The following is a 17,434-nucleotide window of genomic DNA, read 5'->3' on the forward strand; positions in this document are numbered from 1 at the left end:
GGAGCGTGAAGAAGGGCACCTTCTACAACGCGGAGCGTTGTGAAGGTGCCCTTCCTTGCCCTCAGACGCTGGTCAGCTCGCGAGCATGCGGCGGAGGACGTAGTGCAGGATGCCGCCGTGGCGGTAGTAGTCCGCCTCGCCGGGGGTGTCGATGCGGACGACCGCGTCGAAGGTGACACCCGTGTCGGTGGTGACCTTGACCGTCTTCGGGGTGGTGCCGGAGTTCAGGGCCTCCACGCCGGTGAAGGTGAAGGTCTCGGTGCCGGTCAGGCCGAGCGACTCGGCGGTCTGGCCGGCGGGGTACTGCAGCGGCAGCACGCCCATGCCGATGAGGTTCGAGCGGTGGATGCGCTCGTAGGACTCGGCGATGACGGCCTTGACGCCCAGCAGCGCGGTGCCCTTGGCGGCCCAGTCACGCGAGGAGCCGGAGCCGTACTCCTTGCCCGCCAGGATGACCAGCGGGATGCCGGCGGCCTGGTAGTTCTGGCTGGCGTCGTAGATCGTGCTGACCGGGGCGTCCGCGACGGTGAAGTCGCGGGTGAAGCCGCCCTCGGTGCCGGGCGCGATCTGGTTGCGCAGGCGGATGTTGGCGAAGGTGCCCCGGATCATCACCTCGTGGTTGCCGCGGCGGGAACCGTACGAGTTGAAGTCCTTGCGGTCCACCCCGTGCTCGGCCAGGTACCTGCCCGCCGGGGAGTCCGCCTTGATGGAGCCGGCGGGGGAGATGTGGTCGGTGGTGACCGAGTCGCCCAGCTTCGCCAGCACCTTCGCGCCCGCGATGTCGCTCACCGGACCCGGCTGCGCCGCCATGCCCTCGAAGTAAGGGGGCTTGCGCACGTAGGTCGAGTCACCGGCCCAGGCGAACGTGTCACCGGTCGGCGTCGGCAGGCCCTGCCAGCGCTCGTCGCCCGCGAACACGTCGGCGTAGTCCTTGGTGAACATCTCCGCCGAGATGGACTTGTTGATGGTGTCCTGCACCTCGGCCGGGGTCGGCCAGATGTCGCCCAGGTAGACCGGCTTGCCGTCCGGGTCCACGCCCAGCGGGTCGCGGGCCAGGTCGATGTCCATGGTGCCGGCGATGGCGTACGCCACCACGAGCGGCGGGGACGCCAGGTAGTTCATCTTGACGTCGGGGTTGATCCGGCCCTCGAAGTTGCGGTTGCCGGACAGCACCGACACCACGGCGAGGTCGGCCTCGTTGACCGCGGCGCTGATCTCCTCCGGCAGCGGGCCGGAGTTGCCGATGCAGGTCACGCAGCCGTAGCCGACCAGGTGGAAGCCGAGCTTCTCCAGGTACGGCACGAGGTCGGCCTTGTGGTAGTAGTCCATGACGACCTTGGAGCCGGGTGCCAGCGTGGTCTTCACCCACGGCTTGGCGCGCAGGCCCCGCTCGACGGCCTTCTTCGCCAGCAGCGCGGCGCCCAGCATGACCTGCGGGTTCGACGTGTTGGTGCAGGAGGTGATCGAGGCGATCACGACCGCGCCGTGGTCGAGCTGGTACGTCGTGCCGTCGGCGGCGGTCACCGGCGTCGGGTTGCTGGCGCGGGAGACGCTGTGCGCCGGGGCGTCCGACGCGGGGAAGCTCTCCTGTCCGGCCTCGTCGGTGTCGTCGTCCTTGACGTAGTCGGGCAGCACCGAGCGGAACGCGGTCTTGGCGTTGGTCAGCTCGACGCGGTCCTGCGGGCGCTTGGGGCCGGCGATGCTCGGCACCACGCTCGACAGGTCCAGCTCGAGGTACTCCGAGTAGGCCGGCTCGACCGACGGGTCGTGCCACAGGCCCTGCTCCTTGGCGTACGCCTCGACCAGCGCGATCTGGTCGGCCGGGCGGCCGGTGAGCTCCAGGTAGGCGATGGTCTCCGCGTCGATCGGGAAGATCGCGCAGGTGGAGCCGAACTCGGGGCTCATGTTGCCGATGGTGGCCCGGTTGGCCAGCGGCACCGCGGTCACGCCGGGGCCGTAGAACTCGACGAACTTGCCGACCACCCCGTGCTTGCGCAGCTGCTGGGTGATGGTGAGCACCAGGTCGGTGGCGGTCGCGCCCGAGGGCAGCTCGCCGAACAGCTTGAAGCCGACGACCTTGGGGATCAGCATGCTGACCGGCTGGCCGAGCATCGCGGCCTCGGCCTCGATGCCGCCGACGCCCCAGCCCAGCACGCCCAGGCCGTTGACCATCGTGGTGTGCGAGTCGGTGCCGACCACGGTGTCCGGGTAGGCCTGGCCGTTGCGCGGCATGATCACGCGGGCCAGGTGCTCGATGTTCACCTGGTGCACGATGCCGGTGCCCGGCGGCACGACCTTGAACTCGTTGAACGCGGTCTGGCCCCAGCGCAGGAACTGGTAGCGCTCCTGGTTGCGGCCGTACTCGATCTCGACGTTGCGCTCGAAGGCGTCCTGGCGGCCGAACACGTCGGCGATGACCGAGTGGTCGATGACCAGCTCGGCCGGGGCCAGCGGGTTGACCTTCGAGGCGTCGCCGCCCAGGTCGCGGACGGCCTCGCGCATGGTGGCCAGGTCGACGACGCAGGGCACGCCGGTGAAGTCCTGCATGAGGACGCGGGCGGGCGTGAACTGGATCTCCACGCTGGGCTCGGCGGTCGGGTCCCAACCACCCAGCGCGCGGATGTGATCGGCGGTGATGTTGGCGCCGTCTTCGGTGCGGAGCAGGTTCTCCAGCAGGATCTTCAAGCTGAAGGGCAGCCGCTCGTGGCCCTCCACCTTGCTGATCTGGAAGATCTCGTAGCCCGCGTCACCGACGCGCAGCTCACTCTTGGCACCGAACGTGTCGAGGCTCGCCACGTCGTACTCCTTCACAGCGGGTCTGTTACAACCTGAAGTCTTTCGCAGGGGCTGGCACGCCGGCAGGTAAGGCAAGGCTTACTGGTAGCGGGCGGTGCCCTCACTCAAACCGTACGTCCGTCTTGTTTAACGCGCAAGTCCGTGCCAGACTCCGGGATGTGATTCACCACGTACAGGTCGCCTGCCCGCGGGGCAGCGAGGACGTGCTGCGCGGCTTCTATGTCGGCGTCCTCGGCATGACCGAGAAACCCAAACCTCCGGTGCTCGCGGTCCGCGGCGGCTGCTGGTTCGTCGACGAGTACGGCAGCGAGCTGCACCTCGGCGTCGAGGACGACTTCCGCCCCGCCCGCAAGGCGCACCCCGCCCTCCTCCGCCCCGACCTCGACGACCTCGCCACCCGCCTCACCGCCGCCGGCTACCCGGTGACCTGGGGCAACGACGAGGTTCCCGGCATCCGCCGCTTCCACACCGAAGACCCCCACGCCAACCGCCTCGAATTCGTCCTCGTCGAGCAGTAGGCGAGCCGGGGGCCACCGAGTGTGGATTGGTGCTCCACCGCGGGCATCGTGCGGTGGGACGATCCGATCATGATCTCTTCGGGCGCGGTCCTCGGGGTGTTCGCGGTGGCGCTGGCCATGGTGCTCACCCCGGGGCCGAACATGATGTATCTCGTGTCACGCAGCATCACCCAGGGCCGGCGGGCGGGGCTGATCTCGCTGGGCGGCGTCGCGGTGGGCTTCCTCGTCTACCTGACGGCCACGAACCTGGGGCTCTCCGCGCTGTTCGTGGCGGTGCCGTCGCTCTACCTCGCGGTCAAGCTCGCCGGTGCGGCATACCTCGGCTGGTTGGCTCTCCAGACCTTGCGACCCGGCGGCGTATCGGTGTTCGAGCCCACCGCGCTGCCGCCCGACTCGAACCGGCGGCTGTTCACGATGGGGCTGGTCACCAACCTGCTCAACCCGAAGATCGCCATCATGTACCTCTCGCTGATCCCCCAGTTCATCGAGCCCGAGGCGGGGCACGTGCTGGCGCAGGGGTTCGCGCTCGGCGCGGTGCAGATCGTGGTCGCGGTCACCGTGAACGGGCTGATCGCCCTGGCCGCGGGCACGATCGCGGGCTTCCTGTCCGGCCGCCCGGTCTGGCTGCGCGCCCAGCGCTACCTGATGGGCACAGTGCTCGGCGCGCTCGCCCTCCGCATGGCCACCGACCACGCCCGCCCCACTCCCGTCTAGGCAGGGGAATGTTGGACGATCGTTGACTGTTCAACTATTGTCAGGGGAACGAGCTAGTACAGAGGAGGGCGTCATGCCTGCCGTTACCGTCGATGACCTGTTGGTGCTGCCTCGAGTGCCCGTGCCGGGCGAGGCCGCGGTCGAGCGGAAGGTCACGTCGGTGACCGCCGCGCCGTCGGGGTTCGAGGGCGAGGGTTTCCCGGTCCGCCGCGCGTTCGCCGGCGTCGACCTGAAGGCCCTGGACCCGTTCATTCACATGGACCAGATGGGTGAGGTCGAGTACGCGCCGGGCGAGCCGAAGGGCACCCCGTGGCACCCGCACCGGGGCTTCGAGACGGTCACCTACCTGCTCGACGGCATCTTCCGGCACCAGGACTCGCACGGTGGCGGCGGCCTGATCTCCGACGGTGACACGCAGTGGATGACCGCCGGCAGCGGCCTGCTGCACATCGAGGCCCCGCCGGAGGAGCTGGTCATGTCGGGCGGTCTGTTCCACGGCTTCCAGCTGTGGGTCAACCTGCCCGCCAAGATGAAGATGTCGGCGCCGCGTTACCAGGACATCCGGGCCGGTCAGGTGTCGCTGCTCAGCTCGCCCGACGGCGGCGTGCTGCTGCGCGTCATCGCCGGCGACGTGGCCGGGCACGCCGGGCCGGGCATCACGCACACGCCGATCGCGCTGGTGCACGCCACCCTCGCGCCGGGGGCGCAGCTGCGGCTGCCGTGGCGGCCGGACTTCAATGCGCTGGTGTACACGCTGGCCGGGTCGGGTTCGGTCGGTGCGGAGAAGCGGCCCGCGAAGCTGGGCGACCTGGCGGTGTTCGGGGCCGGTGACGTGATCACCATCGAGGCCGACGCGTCGCAGGAGAGCCGCAACGCGGCCGGCATGGACGTGCTGATCCTCGGCGGGCAGCCGATCCGCGAGCCGGTGATGGCGTACGGCCCGTTCGTGATGAACACCAAGGCCGAGCTGGTCCAGGCGTTCGAGGACTACCAGGCCGGCAAGCTGGGCGTCATCCCGAGCGCGCCGCGCCGGGTCGACGTGGGCGACGGCGACCACCCGGGCCACGACGTCCTCTGAGCAGGGCCTTCGGGTCCCATGAGTGAAGGAAGGGCACCTTCTCAACGCGGAGCGTTGTGAAGGTGCCCTTCCTTCTGCCTGGGTTCAGGGGATCGGGGGCAGGGGTGGGAGGGGGACGGGGAGTTCGGGGAGGCCGGGTACGGGCGGGAGGCTCGGGTCGACGGGCAGGCCGGGTGCGGCGCCGCCGAGCACGATGGAGATCAGGCTGGCCAGCAGGTCGTTGATGCTGGTCAGCAGTTCGGTGATGGCATCCACGGGATCCACCTTCCGTGTGCGGTCGTGGAGGCGTACGACCGATTAGGACCATTTGATAGCTAATAGCCGACATGTGGCAAGGGTTGACCCGCTTCCGGAGGACCACGGGCGGGGGAGGGTGTCGGCGGCGATCTTTCAGATGTCTGCCGCTAACCCGTCAAAGATTGCAAGGCCTTGCGGAAACATTTCAGTTACCCGTATGTTGCCGCTGTTGCTCGTGTGACGCCCCCGACACTTCACCCTCCCGGAGAAGGCCCATGGCAGCCCTACGCGCCCTCGTGCGCCCGGCACTTCGCAAAGAGTTGAGAAACCCCCGCACCCTCTTGATCGGACTGCTGGCGGTGGTGCTGGCCGCGGCCCCGTTCGCGGTGGTCCGCGGGCTGACCGGCGGCGGGCCCGCGCAGTGGGTGCAGGCAGGTGACACCTACTGGGCGGACGAGCCCGCGGCGGCGGCGCTCGCCGCGGCAGGCGCGCCCCGGCGCAAGGCGGAGCAGTTCTACTTCGTGCTGCCGGACCGCTTCGCCAACGGCGACACCCGCAACGACAGGGGCGGCCTGTCCGGCGACCGGCTCAAGACCGGGCTGGACAAGACCGACAAGGGCTTCTACCACGGCGGCGACCTGGCCGGCCTGATCGACAAGCTGGACTACGTCGAGGGCCTGGGCACCACGGCGATCTGGCTCGCGCCGGTGTTTCAGAACCGGCCGGTGCAGGGGGCAGGCGCGGACGCCTCGGCGGGCTACCACGGCTACTGGATCACCGACTTCACCCAGGTCGACCCGCACTTCGGCACCAACGCGGACCTGAAGAAGCTGGTCAAGCTCGCGCACCAGCGCGGCATCAAGATCTACCTCGACGTCATCGTGAACCACACCGCCGACGTCATCGCGTACCAGGAGAACCAGTACTCGTACGTGGACAAGAAGACCAGCCCGTACACCGACGCGCAGGGGCGGGCGTTCGAGGACGTCAACCACGCCGACGGAAAGAACGGGTTCCCGCAGACGGACGGCACGTCGATGCCGTACACCCCGGTGTTCAAGAGTGCCGCCGACGCGAAGGCCAAGACGCCCGCGTGGCTGAACGACCCGACGATGTACCACAACCGCGGCGACTCCACCTTCTCCGGCGAGAACAGCACCTACGGCGACTTCTTCGGCCTGGACGACCTGTGGACCGAGCGGCCCGAGGTCGTGCGCGGCATGACCAAGGTGTACTCGGACTGGATCGAGTCCACCGGCGTGGACGGCTTCCGCCTGGACACGGCCAAGCACGTGAACATGGAGTTCTGGCCGCAGTTCAGCCAGGGCATCGCGAGCAACGCCCGCAAGGCCGGCAAGCCGGACTTCTTCATGTTCGGCGAGGTCTACTCGGCCGACCCGAACATCATGTCGAGCTACGTGCGGCAGGGCCGCCTGCAGGCGACGCTGGACTTCGGCTTCCAGGCCGCCGCGCAGGGCTTCGTCACCGGCGGCTCCGGCCAGGGGCTGGCCGACCTGTACGCCGCCGACGGTCTGTACACCTCGCCCGGCACCGACGCGTCCACCCTGCCGACCTTCCTCGGCAACCACGACATGGGCCGCATCGGCACGTTCATCCGCAACGTCGAGGCGGACGCCGCGGCCGCGCTGCAGCGCGACCGGCTCGCGCACGAGCTGATGTTCCTGACCCGCGGCCAGCCGGTCGTCTACTCCGGTGACGAGCAGGGCTTCACCGGCAACGGCGGGGACAAGGACGCCCGGCAGGACATGTTCGCCAGCCAGGTCGCCGACTACCTCGACGACGACCTGCTCGGCACCGACCGCACCCACGCGTCCGACCAGTTCGACACCGCGCACCCGCTCTACCGCGCGATCGCCGAGCTCGGCGCGCTGCGCAAGGCGCACCCGGCGCTGCGCGAGGGCGTGCAGGTGACCCGGCACGCGGGCGACGGCGTGTTCGCCTTCTCCCGCATCGACCCGGCGCAGCGTTTCGAGTACCTGGTGGCGTCGAACAGCGGCACCGCGCCGAAGACCGTCACCGTGGACACCGCGACGGCGGGAGCGGCGTTCGGGCGGCTCTACCCGGCCACGGGCGACGGCGCGACCGCTGGCGCGGACGGCAAGGTCACCATCACCGTGCCGCCGCTGTCCAGCATCGTGCTGCGTGCCGACCGGGCACTGCCGAGCGCGGGCGACCCGCAGGTCACCATCACGGCTCCGGCGGCTGGTGCCAAGGTGGCGACCCGGGCTGCCGTGACCGCACAGGTCACCGGTGACCCGCTCGCCACGGTCACGTTCGCGGCGCAGGTCGGCGACGGCCCGTGGAAGCTGCTCGGCACGTCCACCGCGTCGTCGGGCCACACCGTGCACCACGACCTGACCGGCCTGGCCGGTGGCACGACCGTCACCTACAAGGCCGTCGCCCGCGACAGTGCGGGCCGCACCGCGTCGACGACCAGCGCCATCACCGTGGCCTCGCCCGCGCAGGCGGCGCAGCGCGAGTACGTGCTGGTGCACTACCAGCGCGGCGACGGCGCCTACGACCCGTGGGGGCTCTACACCTGGGGTGACGTCGACGGGTCGATGCAGCACCCGTGGCCGCAGGGGCAGCCGTTCGCGGGAGAGGACTCCTACGGGCGCTTCGCCTGGGTGAAGGTCAAGCCGGGCGCGACCAGCGTCGGGTTTCTCGTGGTCGACGGCTCGGGCAGCAAGGACGTCGAGGCCGACCGCAGCGTCGATCCGAGCCGGGTCGGCGAGATCTGGCTGAAATCGGGCGACGCGGCGGTCTACACCTCCCGCGCCGCGGCCACCGGCAAGGTCGACATGCACTACCGGCGGGCCGACGGGAACTACAGCGGCTGGGGCCTGCACCTGTGGGGCGACGGCCTGGCCGCCGGGGCGGGCACGGACTGGTCCAGCCCGCGCCAGCCGGACGGCACGGACGCTTTCGGCGCACACTGGAGTGTGCCCGTCGGCGACGCGACCAAGCCCGTGAACTTCATCGTGCACCAAGGTGACGCGAAGGACCCGAACGCCGATCTCGCCATGGACATGGGCGTCGGCGAGGCGTGGCTCGCGTCCGGCGACGCGACGGTGCACACCAGCCGAGCCGCCGCCGAGAAGACCGCGGTGCTGCACTACCACCGCGCCGACGGGAACTACGCCGGCTGGGGCCTGCACCTGTGGGACGGCAACGCCGACCCGGTCGAGTGGGGCAGCCCGATGCTGCCGACCGGCACCGACGCGTTCGGCGCGTACTGGCGGATCCCGCTGGTCGACGGCGCGACCGGGGTCAACTACATCATCCACAAGGGCGACGAGAAGGACCTGCCGAGCGACCAGCGGCTCGACTTCGCGACGTTCGGCAACGAGGCCTGGATCCTGTCCGGGCAGCAGGCCTACCTGCGGCCGTCGGTCAAGGGTGCGGCGCTCGACATCGACCTGACCAAGTCGTCCGCGCAGTGGCTGGACCGCGGCACCATCGCGTGGAACAAGAAGGACCCCGACGGCAAGGTGTACGACCTGGTCGTCGCCCCGAACGGCGGACTGTCCGTGGTGGACGGCGCACTGGCGGGCGATTTCACGAAGATCCGGTTGACCGCGGCGGGCGGCCTGTCCGAGGCGCAGCGGCAGAAGTTCCCGCACCTGTGGGCGTACGGCGCGTTCGAGGTGAACGCGACGCTCGCGAGCATCAAGAACGCGCTGCGCGGGCAGCTCGTGGTGACCGAGAGCGATCACGAGGGCAAGCTGCTGTCGGCGACCGGGGTGCAGATCCCGGGCGCGCTCGACGACGTCTACTCCGCCGCGGCCAAGGCGACGCTCGGCCCGGTGTTCGCCAAGGGCAGGCCGAGCCTGGCGCTGTGGGCGCCGACCGCCAAGGGCGTGAAGCTGCAGCTGTTCGACAGCCCGTCGGCGGCGCCGCAGACCGTGTCGATGATCCGTGACGATGCCACCGGCGTCTGGAAGGTCACCGGGTCCAGCGACTGGACCGGCAAGTACTACCGGTTCCAGGTCAGCGTGTGGCAGCCCGCCAAGGGGCAGGTCGTCACCGCGTCGGTGACCGACCCGTACGCCGTCGCGCTGTCGGCGAACTCGACGCACAGCCAGCTGATCGACCTGGCCAAGCTGCCCGGCGCGGCGGTGAAGGCCCCGTCCTACACGGGCCGGGCGCAGATCCAGGAGCTGTCGGTGCGCGACTTCTCGGTCGCGGACACGACGGTGCCGCAGGATCGGCGCGGCACGTACGCCGCGTTCACCGACCCGCAGACCGCGGGCATGCGGCACCTGAAGTCGCTGGCCGACGCCGGGGTCTCGCACCTGCACCTGCTGCCGGTCTTCGACTTCGCGACCATCCCGGAGAAGCGGACCGACCAGCAGCAGCCCGCCTGCGACCTGCCGTCGCTGCCCCGGGACTCGGACCGGCAGCAGGAGTGCGTCGGCGCGGTCGCCGCGACCGACGGCTACAACTGGGGCTACGACCCGCTGCACTACACCGTGCCCGAGGGCGGCTACGCGACCGACCCGGAAGGCAGGGCGCGCAACGTCGAGTTCCAGTCCATGGTGGACGGCATCCACCGGGCCGGGCTGCGGGTCGTGCTGGACGTGGTCTACAACCACACCTCGGCGGCGGGCGACGACCCGAAGTCGGTGCTGGACCGGATCGTGCCCGGCTACTACCAGCGGCTGCTGGACGACGGCACGGTGGCCAACTCCACCTGCTGCGCCAACACCGCGCCCGAGCACGCCATGATGGGCAAGCTGGTGGTGGATTCGCTGGTCACCTGGGCGAAGACCTACCGGGTGGACGGTTTCCGGTTCGACCTGATGGGCCACCACCCGAAGCAGAACCTGCTCGACGTGCGGGCGGCCCTGGACAAGCTGACCCTGGCCAAGGACGGCGTCGACGGCAAGTCGATCCTGCTCTACGGCGAGGGCTGGAACTTCGGCGAGGTCGCGAACGACGCCCGGTTCGTGCAGGCCACCCAGGTGAACATGGCGGGCACCGGCATCGCCACGTTCAACGACCGGCTGCGTGACGCCGTACGCGGCGGCGGGCCGTTCGACGACAACCCGCGTATCCAGGGATTCGCGTCCGGGCTGTTCACCGACCCGAACGGGGACGCGGCCAACGGCACGGCCGACCAGCAGAAGGCCCGGCTGCTGCACCAGCAGGACCAGATCAAGGTCGGCCTGACCGGCAACCTGGCCGGGTTCACGTTCACCGACTCGGCGGGCAACAAGGTCAGCGGCGCGGAGGTGGACTACAACGGCTCCCCGGCCGGGTACACCAAGGCCCCGGCGGAGGCGGTCACCTACGTCGACGCGCACGACAACGAGATCCTGTTCGACGCGCTGGCCTACAAGCTGCCCGCGGGCACCCCGGCGCTGGACCGGGCCCGGGCGCAGGTGCTGGCACTGTCGACGGTCGTGCTCAGCCAGGGCACCGGGTTCGTCACCGCGGGCTCGGACCTGCTGCGCAGCAAGTCGCTGGACCGCAACTCGTACAACTCCGGCGACTGGTTCAACGCCATCCGCTGGGACTGCGCGAGCGGCAACGGGTTCGGCCTCGGCCTGCCGCCGGCGGCCGACAACGAGAGCAAGTGGGCGTACGCCAAGCCGCTGCTGGCCGATCCGGCGCTGGTGCCGACGTGCGAGGCGATCAACCTCGCCGGGGACCGGTTCGCGGAGCTGCTGCGGGTCCGCGCGTCCAGCCCGCTGTTCTCCCTGCGTACGCAGTCCGAGGTGCAGCAGGCGGTGTCGTTCCCGCTGTCCGGGGCGGCCGAGACGCCGGGCGTCATCACGATGGTGATCAAGAAGGACGGCAAGACGGTCGTGGTGGTCTTCAACGCCACGACGTCGAGCACCACGCAGGTGGTCGCGTCGCTGAGGAACGCGCGGCTGGGCCTGCACCCGGTGCTGGCCGCCTCGGTCGACTCGGTGGTGCGCCAGTCCGCGTACGCCCCGGCCACGGGTGCGTTCACGGTGCCGGGCCGTACCGTGGCGGTGTTCGTCACGAAGTGACGCAGGAAGGTGGGGGCGGACCGCCGTGTGCGGTCCGCCCCCACCTGCGTCATGGCCGGATCAGGGGCAGCCGGGTCCGGTCGACGGGCGGATGCACGTGTCGGTGCCGGTGCCGCCGTCGTTGGTGTTCGTGCCGTCGCCGCCGTTGAGCAGGTCGTTGTTGGCTCCGCCGAACTGGTTGTCGTTGCCGCCCCCGCCCAGCAGGTAGTCCTCGCCGTTCCCGCCGATCAGGAGGTCGGCGCCGGCGTCGCCGCGCAGGTAGTCGTTGCCGTCGGCCCCTTCGAGGGTGTCCGTGCCGTCGCCGCCGACGAGGTAGTCCGCGCCCGCGTTGCCGCACAGCAGGTCCGCGCCGCCGCGGCCGTCGATGTAGTCGTTGCCGCCCAGACCGAAGATGACGTCGGCGCCCGGGGTGCCGACGATGTAGTCGGCCCCGTTGGTGCCGACCCTGGTCGGCGTGGCTGTCGCGCAGGTCACCACCAGGGCCGTCGCGGCCTGCTGCCCGGCGCTGGACCCGTCGTCGGGGACCAGCGCGCCGGCCGTGGTCGGCCCGGACAGGCCGCCCGCCAGCATGCCGGCCGCGACCATCAATCCGGCCGCCGCCGCGCGCGTCCATCCACGGCGACCTTGGAACACACTCTTCGCGAGCATCGCTCACCCCCGGGCGGACCGTTCACGCCGGGCGATGACCTGCCCCGTGCAGGTCGGCGTGTGTCTTGGCCGTCCGATGTGCTCCAACGCGAAGCTTCTGACCAGGTTACGGCCATGATCCAAACACCTGTGCGGCAGAACGGCGACGGCCGGGCGCCCCACGGGACACCCGGCCGCCGCCGTCACCTGCCGTTGATCATGAAGTTAGGGGAGCGACACGCCGTCGAACACGTCCATAGGTTCATGATCGACGCGTTTCGGGGGTCAGCCGGGGAGGCGGGGGCCCTGGTCGCGCTGGGTGGCGAACCAGGACTCGACCTCGGTGGAGGTGCGGGGGAGGCCGGCCGAGAGGTTGACCGCGCCGTCCTTGGTGACCAGGACGTCGTCCTCGATGCGGATGCCCACGCCGCGGAGTTCGGCGGGGACCAGTTCGTCCTCGGGCTGGAAGTACAGGCCGGGCTCGACGGTGAGCACGTAGCCCTCGTCCAGCGCGCCGTCCTTGTACTTCTCGTGCCGGGCGTGCGCGCAGTCGTGCACGTCGATGCCGAGCATGTGGCCGAAGCCGTGCAGGGTCCACCGGCGGTAGACGGTGGACTCCTTCGACATGGCCTCGTCCACGCTGACCGGGAGGATGCCCAGGTCGTGCAGGCCCTCGGCGAGCACCCGCATGCAGGTGGTGTGCACGTCGGCGAACTTGACGCCCGGCTTGATGAAGTCCATGCCGGCCTGCTGCGAGGCGTGCACGATGTCGTACACCTGGCGCTGCAGCGGGGTGAACGTGCCGCTGACCGGCAGCGTGCGGGTCACGTCGGCGGTGTAGAGGTTGCGGTTCTCCACGCCCATGTCCAGCAGCAGCAGCTCGCCCGGGGTGGTGCGGCCGTCGTTGCGGATCCAGTGCAGCACCGTGGCGTTGCCGCCCGCGCCGACGATGGAGCTGTACCCGACGGTGTTGCCGTCATGGCGGGCACGCAGGCCGAACACGCCGTCGATGAGGCGCTCGGAGATCGCGCGGTCGGCCGGGATGATCCGGGCCACGTCCTCGAAGCCGCGTACGGTCGCGTCGATCGCGTCCTGCAGCTGCGCGATCTCCCACTCGTCCTTGACCAGCTTCATCTCGGAGATGGTGTGCGCCAGCTCGCGGTCGCGTTCCGGGCCGGTCGCCCGGACCAGGCCGTCGACGTGCGGGTCGAGGTTGCGCAGCACCCGGGTGCGGCCGGGGGCGAGGTCGTTCAGCACCTCGGCGAGCGTGTCCAGGTGGGCGGTCTCGACGCCCAGCTCGGCGGACTTCTCGCGCAGCGTGTGGCGGCGGCCGATCCAGAGCTCGCCGTAGCGGCGGTCCTTGAAGAACTCGTCGGTGTCGCGCGGGGAGCGCGGGCGCACGAACAGGATAGCGTCGTGGCCCGAGCCGTTGGGCCGCATGACCAGCACGCTCTCCGGGTCGTGCTCACCGGTCAGGTAGACGAAATCACTGCCCGGACGGTACGGGAAGTCGGTGTCGTTGGCCCGCACCATCTCGTGCCCGGACGGGATCACCAGCGTCTCGCCAGGGAACGCCGCGGACAGCGCCGCGCGGCGCTTCGCGTGGTTGGGGGCCTCCGCCCGCAGGGTCACCGGGAGCTCGGTGTCGCTCCATCCGGTGCGCATGAACTGCAGGAACTTCTCCGGGTACGCAGGGTCGTGCGACTCGGTGCCCTTCTTCTCTTCAGTCATATTGCCGCCTCCGAGCATGGTCTTCGTGTGTTCCGAGCCTATCGCCCGCTGGTAGCTGGCATGATTGCCCACGTGTGTGGACTTTTGGCCTTTTTCAGTAGTCAGGGCACGGTTGATGCGTACTCCGGGCCGCTTCGTGAGGCCCTGGAACGGCTGCACCACCGGGGTCCCGACGACACCGGGCTGGACGTCGTCGACAACGACGCGATCTTCGCGCACAAGCGGCTGGCGATCATCGACGTCGAGTTCTCCAAGGAGCCGCTGCCCTGGTCGCCGCCCGGCCCGGACAGCGCCGACTCTGCCGAGGCCCGCTACCTGCTCACCTTCAACGGGGAGATCTACAACTACGTCGAGCTGCGGCAGGAGCTGATCGACGAGCACGGCGCGAAGTTCGCCACGCAGGGTGACGGTGAGGTCATCGTGGCGGGATACCACTACTGGGGCGAGGCGGTGCTGGACCGGCTGCGGGGCATGTTCGCCTTCGTGATCTGGGACCGGCAGGAGCGGCTGGCCTTCGGCGCGCGCGACGGGTTCGGCATCAAGCCGCTGCACTACCTGCAGACCGTGGACGGGCTGTTCCTGGCCAGCGAGAAGAAGGCGCTGCTGCCGTTCGCGCCCAGCGCCGCGGCGGGCAACGCGGGCATCGACCCGGTGCAGTTGTCGCACCTGCTGACCTTCCAGTACGTGCCGGAGCCGCACACCCTGCACTACGGCATCGAGCGCATCGGCTCGGGCGAGTGCCTGACCTGGCGGCCGGGCCCGGCCGGCGAGCGCACCGGCGGGGAGCTGACCAAGCGGCGCTGGTTCCGGCCGGTGCTGCGGCCCCGGCTGTCGATCGACGACCCGAAGCGGCTGTTCGCGCAGATCCACGAGACGCTGCGGGAGAGCGTACGGCTGCACATGCGCTCGGACGTGCCGGTCGGCGCGTTCCTGTCCAGCGGCATCGACTCCACCGCGGTGGTGGCGCTGGCCCGGGAGTGGAACCCGAACATCCTGACCTTCACGGTCGGCTTCGACGTGCCCGGCTACTCCGAGATCGACGTGGCCCAGGAGTCGGCCCGGCACCTGGACGTCACCACCATCCCCACCAAGATCGGCGCCAAGGAGATGATGGAGGCGCTGCCCCGCATCATCTGGCACCTCGACGACCCGGTCGCCGACCCGTCCCTGGTCCCGCTCTACCACGTGGCGCAGACCGCCGCGAAGCACGTCACAGTGGTGCTGTCGGGCGAGGGCGCGGACGAGTTCTTCGGCGGGTACGGCATCTACCGCGAGCCGCTGTCGCTGGCCCCGCTGACCCGGCTGCCGCACTCGTTCCAGCGCGGCCTGCGGGCGGTCTCCAAGGCGATCCCGCGGGGTATGCGCGGCAAGAGCTACCTGGAGCGGGGCACCACCCCGCTGACCGAGCGGTTCAGCGGCAACTCGCGGATCTTCACCGCGGACGCCGAGATCCGCAGGCTGCTGCGCCGCCGCGAGTCGGTCGAGGCGGCGGCCCGGTTCACCGACGTGACCGCGCCGCTGTACGCCGAGGCGGCCGGCGACGGCCTCGACGACGTGGCCACCATGCAGTACGTCGACATCCACACCTGGCTGCGCGGGGACGTGCTGGTCAAGGCCGACCGGATGTCCATGGCGCACTCGCTGGAACTGCGCGTGCCGTTCCTGGACCGGGCGGTGTTCGCGGTGGCCTCGAAGATCCCGCTGGAGCTCAAGGTCCCGCCGCGCTCGAACGCGACGAAGTACGCCATGCGCAAGGCCCTGGAACAGGTGGTGCCGCCGGCCATCGTGAACCGGCCGAAGCTGGGCTTCCCGACCCCGACCCGGGTCTGGCTGGCCGGCGAGATGTACGACTGGGCCCGCGAGATCCTGCACACCTCCGGTGCCGACGACCTGCTCGACCTGTCCTATGTCGACGGACTGCTCAAGGAGCACCGGGCCGGCGGCGCGGACAACTCCCGCAAGATCTGGACGGTGCTGGTCTTCTGCGTATGGCACTCGATCTTCGTGGCCCGCACCCTGGACCCGGGCGTCGGCCGCAACGAATCCGCGCTGCTGACGAAACCCGTCGTCGGCTCGATGGTTTCCTGACGGTTAACGCCGTGCCATGCTTGCTCTGACAACCGACGCCGCATTCGCGCCCGCCGTGTCACACCGTCCAGGTGCGACACCGGAGTCCGCGACCGGCGGAGCCGTCAGGGGAGGCGGGATGGCGCAGCCGGTCCTGGTGGAAGTCTCGTCCCTGCTCAGACCCGACGCGCTCGTCGCCGCCCGGGGGCTCTGGCGTGTGCCGGGGCCCCCGCGGCTGTTGCACGCCGACGTCACCGGCATGCCGGACACCGCGCTGCCCTGGCTCCGGGACCTGGCCGAGGAGTTCAGCCGCGACGCCGACCTGACCGTGCTCGGCAGCGCCGCCGCGACCAGGCTGTTCGGGCCGGTCCCGCCACTGCGCGCGGCCCGGCGGCTGCGTGCGCTGGGCCGCGGGACGGTGCTGCTGGCGTGCGGCCCGGCGGTGTCGATCCTCGTCTGCGACCATCCGGACGGCAGGCTCCGCGCGGACGGCCCTGCGGATATCCTGATCGGACTGCCGTTCACCGCGACGTTACCGAATCTGCAGGCCGCGTTGGGTTCCGGCGGTGTGCCGTGGGACGCACCGGGCTGGTTGGATCTAGCGGAGAAGGCCGCCGCGGCCTAAGGTGCGTTCGTGCCCCTCGTACCTGACACGGACAACGACGACACCGCCCCCGAGAGCCTCTTCGCCGTATTGCGCCACGCGGTGCTGGACGGCCCCGGATCGACGCCGTCGCGGGTGCGCCACGTCGTCGCCCACGCCAAGCTCGACGAGGTCTCCCACGAGCTGCGCGGCTACGTCGACACGATGCGCGAGCACGCCTGGCGCAGCACCGACGACCAGGTGCGCGACCTGCTGACCGTGGGCTGGTCGGAGGACCAGGTGTTCGAGCTGACCGTCGCGGTGGCGCTGGGCGCCGGGCAGCGGCGGCTGGACGCCGGGCTGGCCGCGATCGCGCGGGCGCAGACCCGGCAGGCGGCAGCGCCCGTCACCCCGGTCCCCGCGGTGCCCGCCCAGGCGGCGGCCCGGCCGGTCGCGGAGGTGACCCGGCATGCGGCTGCCTAGCCTGGGCCGGGCCTGGCGCTTCAGCGACCGGGTCAAACTGAAGATGATCCGGATCGCCAGCGGGCGCCCGCCGGCCGACATCCTCAAGATCCTGCACTACCGCCGGGAGTTCTTCGGAGAGCCGTTCACCGCCTGGGTACACCAGGTGCTGCGCGGTCCCTCCGAGTGGAGCATCGCCGAGCGCGAGCTGATGGCCACCTTCGTGTCGCACCTCAACCAGTGCCGGTTCTGCGAGGGCAGCCACGGTGCGATCGTCGACGCGACGCTCGGGCCCGAGCTGACCGCCGCCGTGCTGGCGGACTGGCGCACCGCGCCGCTGCGGGCCCCGCTGCGGGCGGCGCTGGCGCTGCTGGAGCGGCTGACCCTGGAGCCCGGCGAGGTCGGCCCGGAACTGGTCGAGGCGGCGTACGCCGAGGGCGTCACCGAGCAGGGGGTGCGCGACGCGGTGCACGTCTGCGCGATCTTCTGCACCATCAACCGGATCGCCGACGCGGTCGACTTCGCGATCCCGGACGACAAGGGCTTCCAGGGCGACGCCTACCAGCTGCTCAAGCGGGGCTACGCGATCGGCTGAGCGAGC

At 70.4% G+C, this 17,434-nt stretch carries 12 protein-coding genes; 8 read left to right on the forward strand and 4 right to left on the reverse strand.

Annotated elements, in window-relative coordinates:
- Positions 1-72: 72 nt before the first annotated feature.
- On the reverse strand, positions 73-2,811 hold the full coding sequence (gene acnA, locus HAV39_RS21740) for an aconitate hydratase AcnA (protein WP_191841004.1): 2,739 nt from the start codon (positions 2,809-2,811) through the stop codon (positions 73-75).
- 143 nt (positions 2,812-2,954) lie between these two features.
- On the opposite strand from acnA, the gene HAV39_RS21745 reads away from it, so the two are divergent.
- From HAV39_RS21745 to HAV39_RS21755, 3 genes are all read left to right on the forward strand, one after another.
- Positions 2,955-3,314, forward strand: a complete 360-nt coding sequence (locus tag HAV39_RS21745) for a VOC family protein (protein ID WP_191841005.1) — start codon at positions 2,955-2,957, stop codon at positions 3,312-3,314.
- Positions 3,315-3,383: 69 nt separating this feature from the next.
- Positions 3,384-4,028, forward strand: coding sequence for a LysE family translocator (locus HAV39_RS21750; protein ID WP_191841006.1), 645 nt, complete (start codon positions 3,384-3,386; stop codon positions 4,026-4,028).
- 73 nt (positions 4,029-4,101) lie between these two features.
- Positions 4,102-5,106: a pirin family protein gene (locus HAV39_RS21755; protein WP_191841007.1), complete on the forward strand. Its 1,005-nt coding sequence runs from the start codon at positions 4,102-4,104 to the stop codon at positions 5,104-5,106.
- 84 nt (positions 5,107-5,190) lie between these two features.
- Here HAV39_RS21755 and HAV39_RS21760 read toward each other — a convergent pair whose 3' ends face one another.
- On the reverse strand, positions 5,191-5,361 hold the full coding sequence (locus HAV39_RS21760) for a hypothetical protein (RefSeq protein ID WP_191841008.1): 171 nt from the start codon (positions 5,359-5,361) through the stop codon (positions 5,191-5,193).
- 257 nt (positions 5,362-5,618) lie between these two features.
- On the opposite strand from HAV39_RS21760, the gene pulA reads away from it, so the two are divergent.
- The gene (gene pulA, locus HAV39_RS21765) at positions 5,619-11,363 is read left to right on the forward strand and encodes a pullulanase-type alpha-1,6-glucosidase (protein ID WP_191841009.1); all 5,745 of its coding nucleotides are present in this window, start codon (positions 5,619-5,621) and stop codon (positions 11,361-11,363) included.
- A gap of 60 nt (positions 11,364-11,423) precedes the next feature.
- On the opposite strand, the gene HAV39_RS21770 is transcribed toward pulA, so the two are convergent.
- Both HAV39_RS21770 and HAV39_RS21775 read right to left on the reverse strand, forming a co-directional pair.
- A complete protein-coding gene (locus tag HAV39_RS21770) occupies positions 11,424-12,011 on the reverse strand; it encodes a calcium-binding protein (RefSeq protein WP_191841010.1) in 588 nt (195 codons plus the stop codon).
- Between the two features lie 264 nt (positions 12,012-12,275).
- Positions 12,276-13,721, reverse strand: a complete 1,446-nt coding sequence (locus tag HAV39_RS21775; RefSeq protein ID WP_191841011.1) for an aminopeptidase P family protein — start codon at positions 13,719-13,721, stop codon at positions 12,276-12,278.
- Between the two features lie 72 nt (positions 13,722-13,793).
- On the opposite strand from HAV39_RS21775, the gene asnB reads away from it, so the two are divergent.
- The 4 genes from asnB (at position 13,794) to HAV39_RS21795 (ending at position 17,428) form a co-directional block, all read left to right on the forward strand.
- A complete protein-coding gene (gene asnB, locus HAV39_RS21780; protein WP_191841012.1) occupies positions 13,794-15,809 on the forward strand; it encodes an asparagine synthase (glutamine-hydrolyzing) in 2,016 nt (671 codons plus the stop codon).
- A 118-nt stretch (positions 15,810-15,927) separates the two neighbouring features.
- Positions 15,928-16,413, forward strand: coding sequence for a hypothetical protein (locus tag HAV39_RS21785; protein ID WP_191841013.1), 486 nt, complete (start codon positions 15,928-15,930; stop codon positions 16,411-16,413).
- A gap of 9 nt (positions 16,414-16,422) precedes the next feature.
- A complete protein-coding gene (locus tag HAV39_RS21790; RefSeq protein WP_191841014.1) occupies positions 16,423-16,854 on the forward strand; it encodes a hypothetical protein in 432 nt (143 codons plus the stop codon).
- Positions 16,841-17,428 (forward strand): carboxymuconolactone decarboxylase family protein, encoded by a 588-nt coding sequence (locus tag HAV39_RS21795; protein ID WP_191841015.1) that lies wholly within the window; start codon positions 16,841-16,843, stop codon positions 17,426-17,428. Before HAV39_RS21790 ends, HAV39_RS21795 begins: the two co-directional genes overlap by 14 nt.
- The last annotated feature ends 6 nt before the right edge of the window (positions 17,429-17,434 follow it).

It is taken from the genome of Catellatospora chokoriensis (assembly GCF_011297315.1).
In the GTDB taxonomy this organism is placed as follows: Bacteria; Actinomycetota; Actinomycetes; order Mycobacteriales; family Micromonosporaceae; genus Catellatospora; species Catellatospora citrea.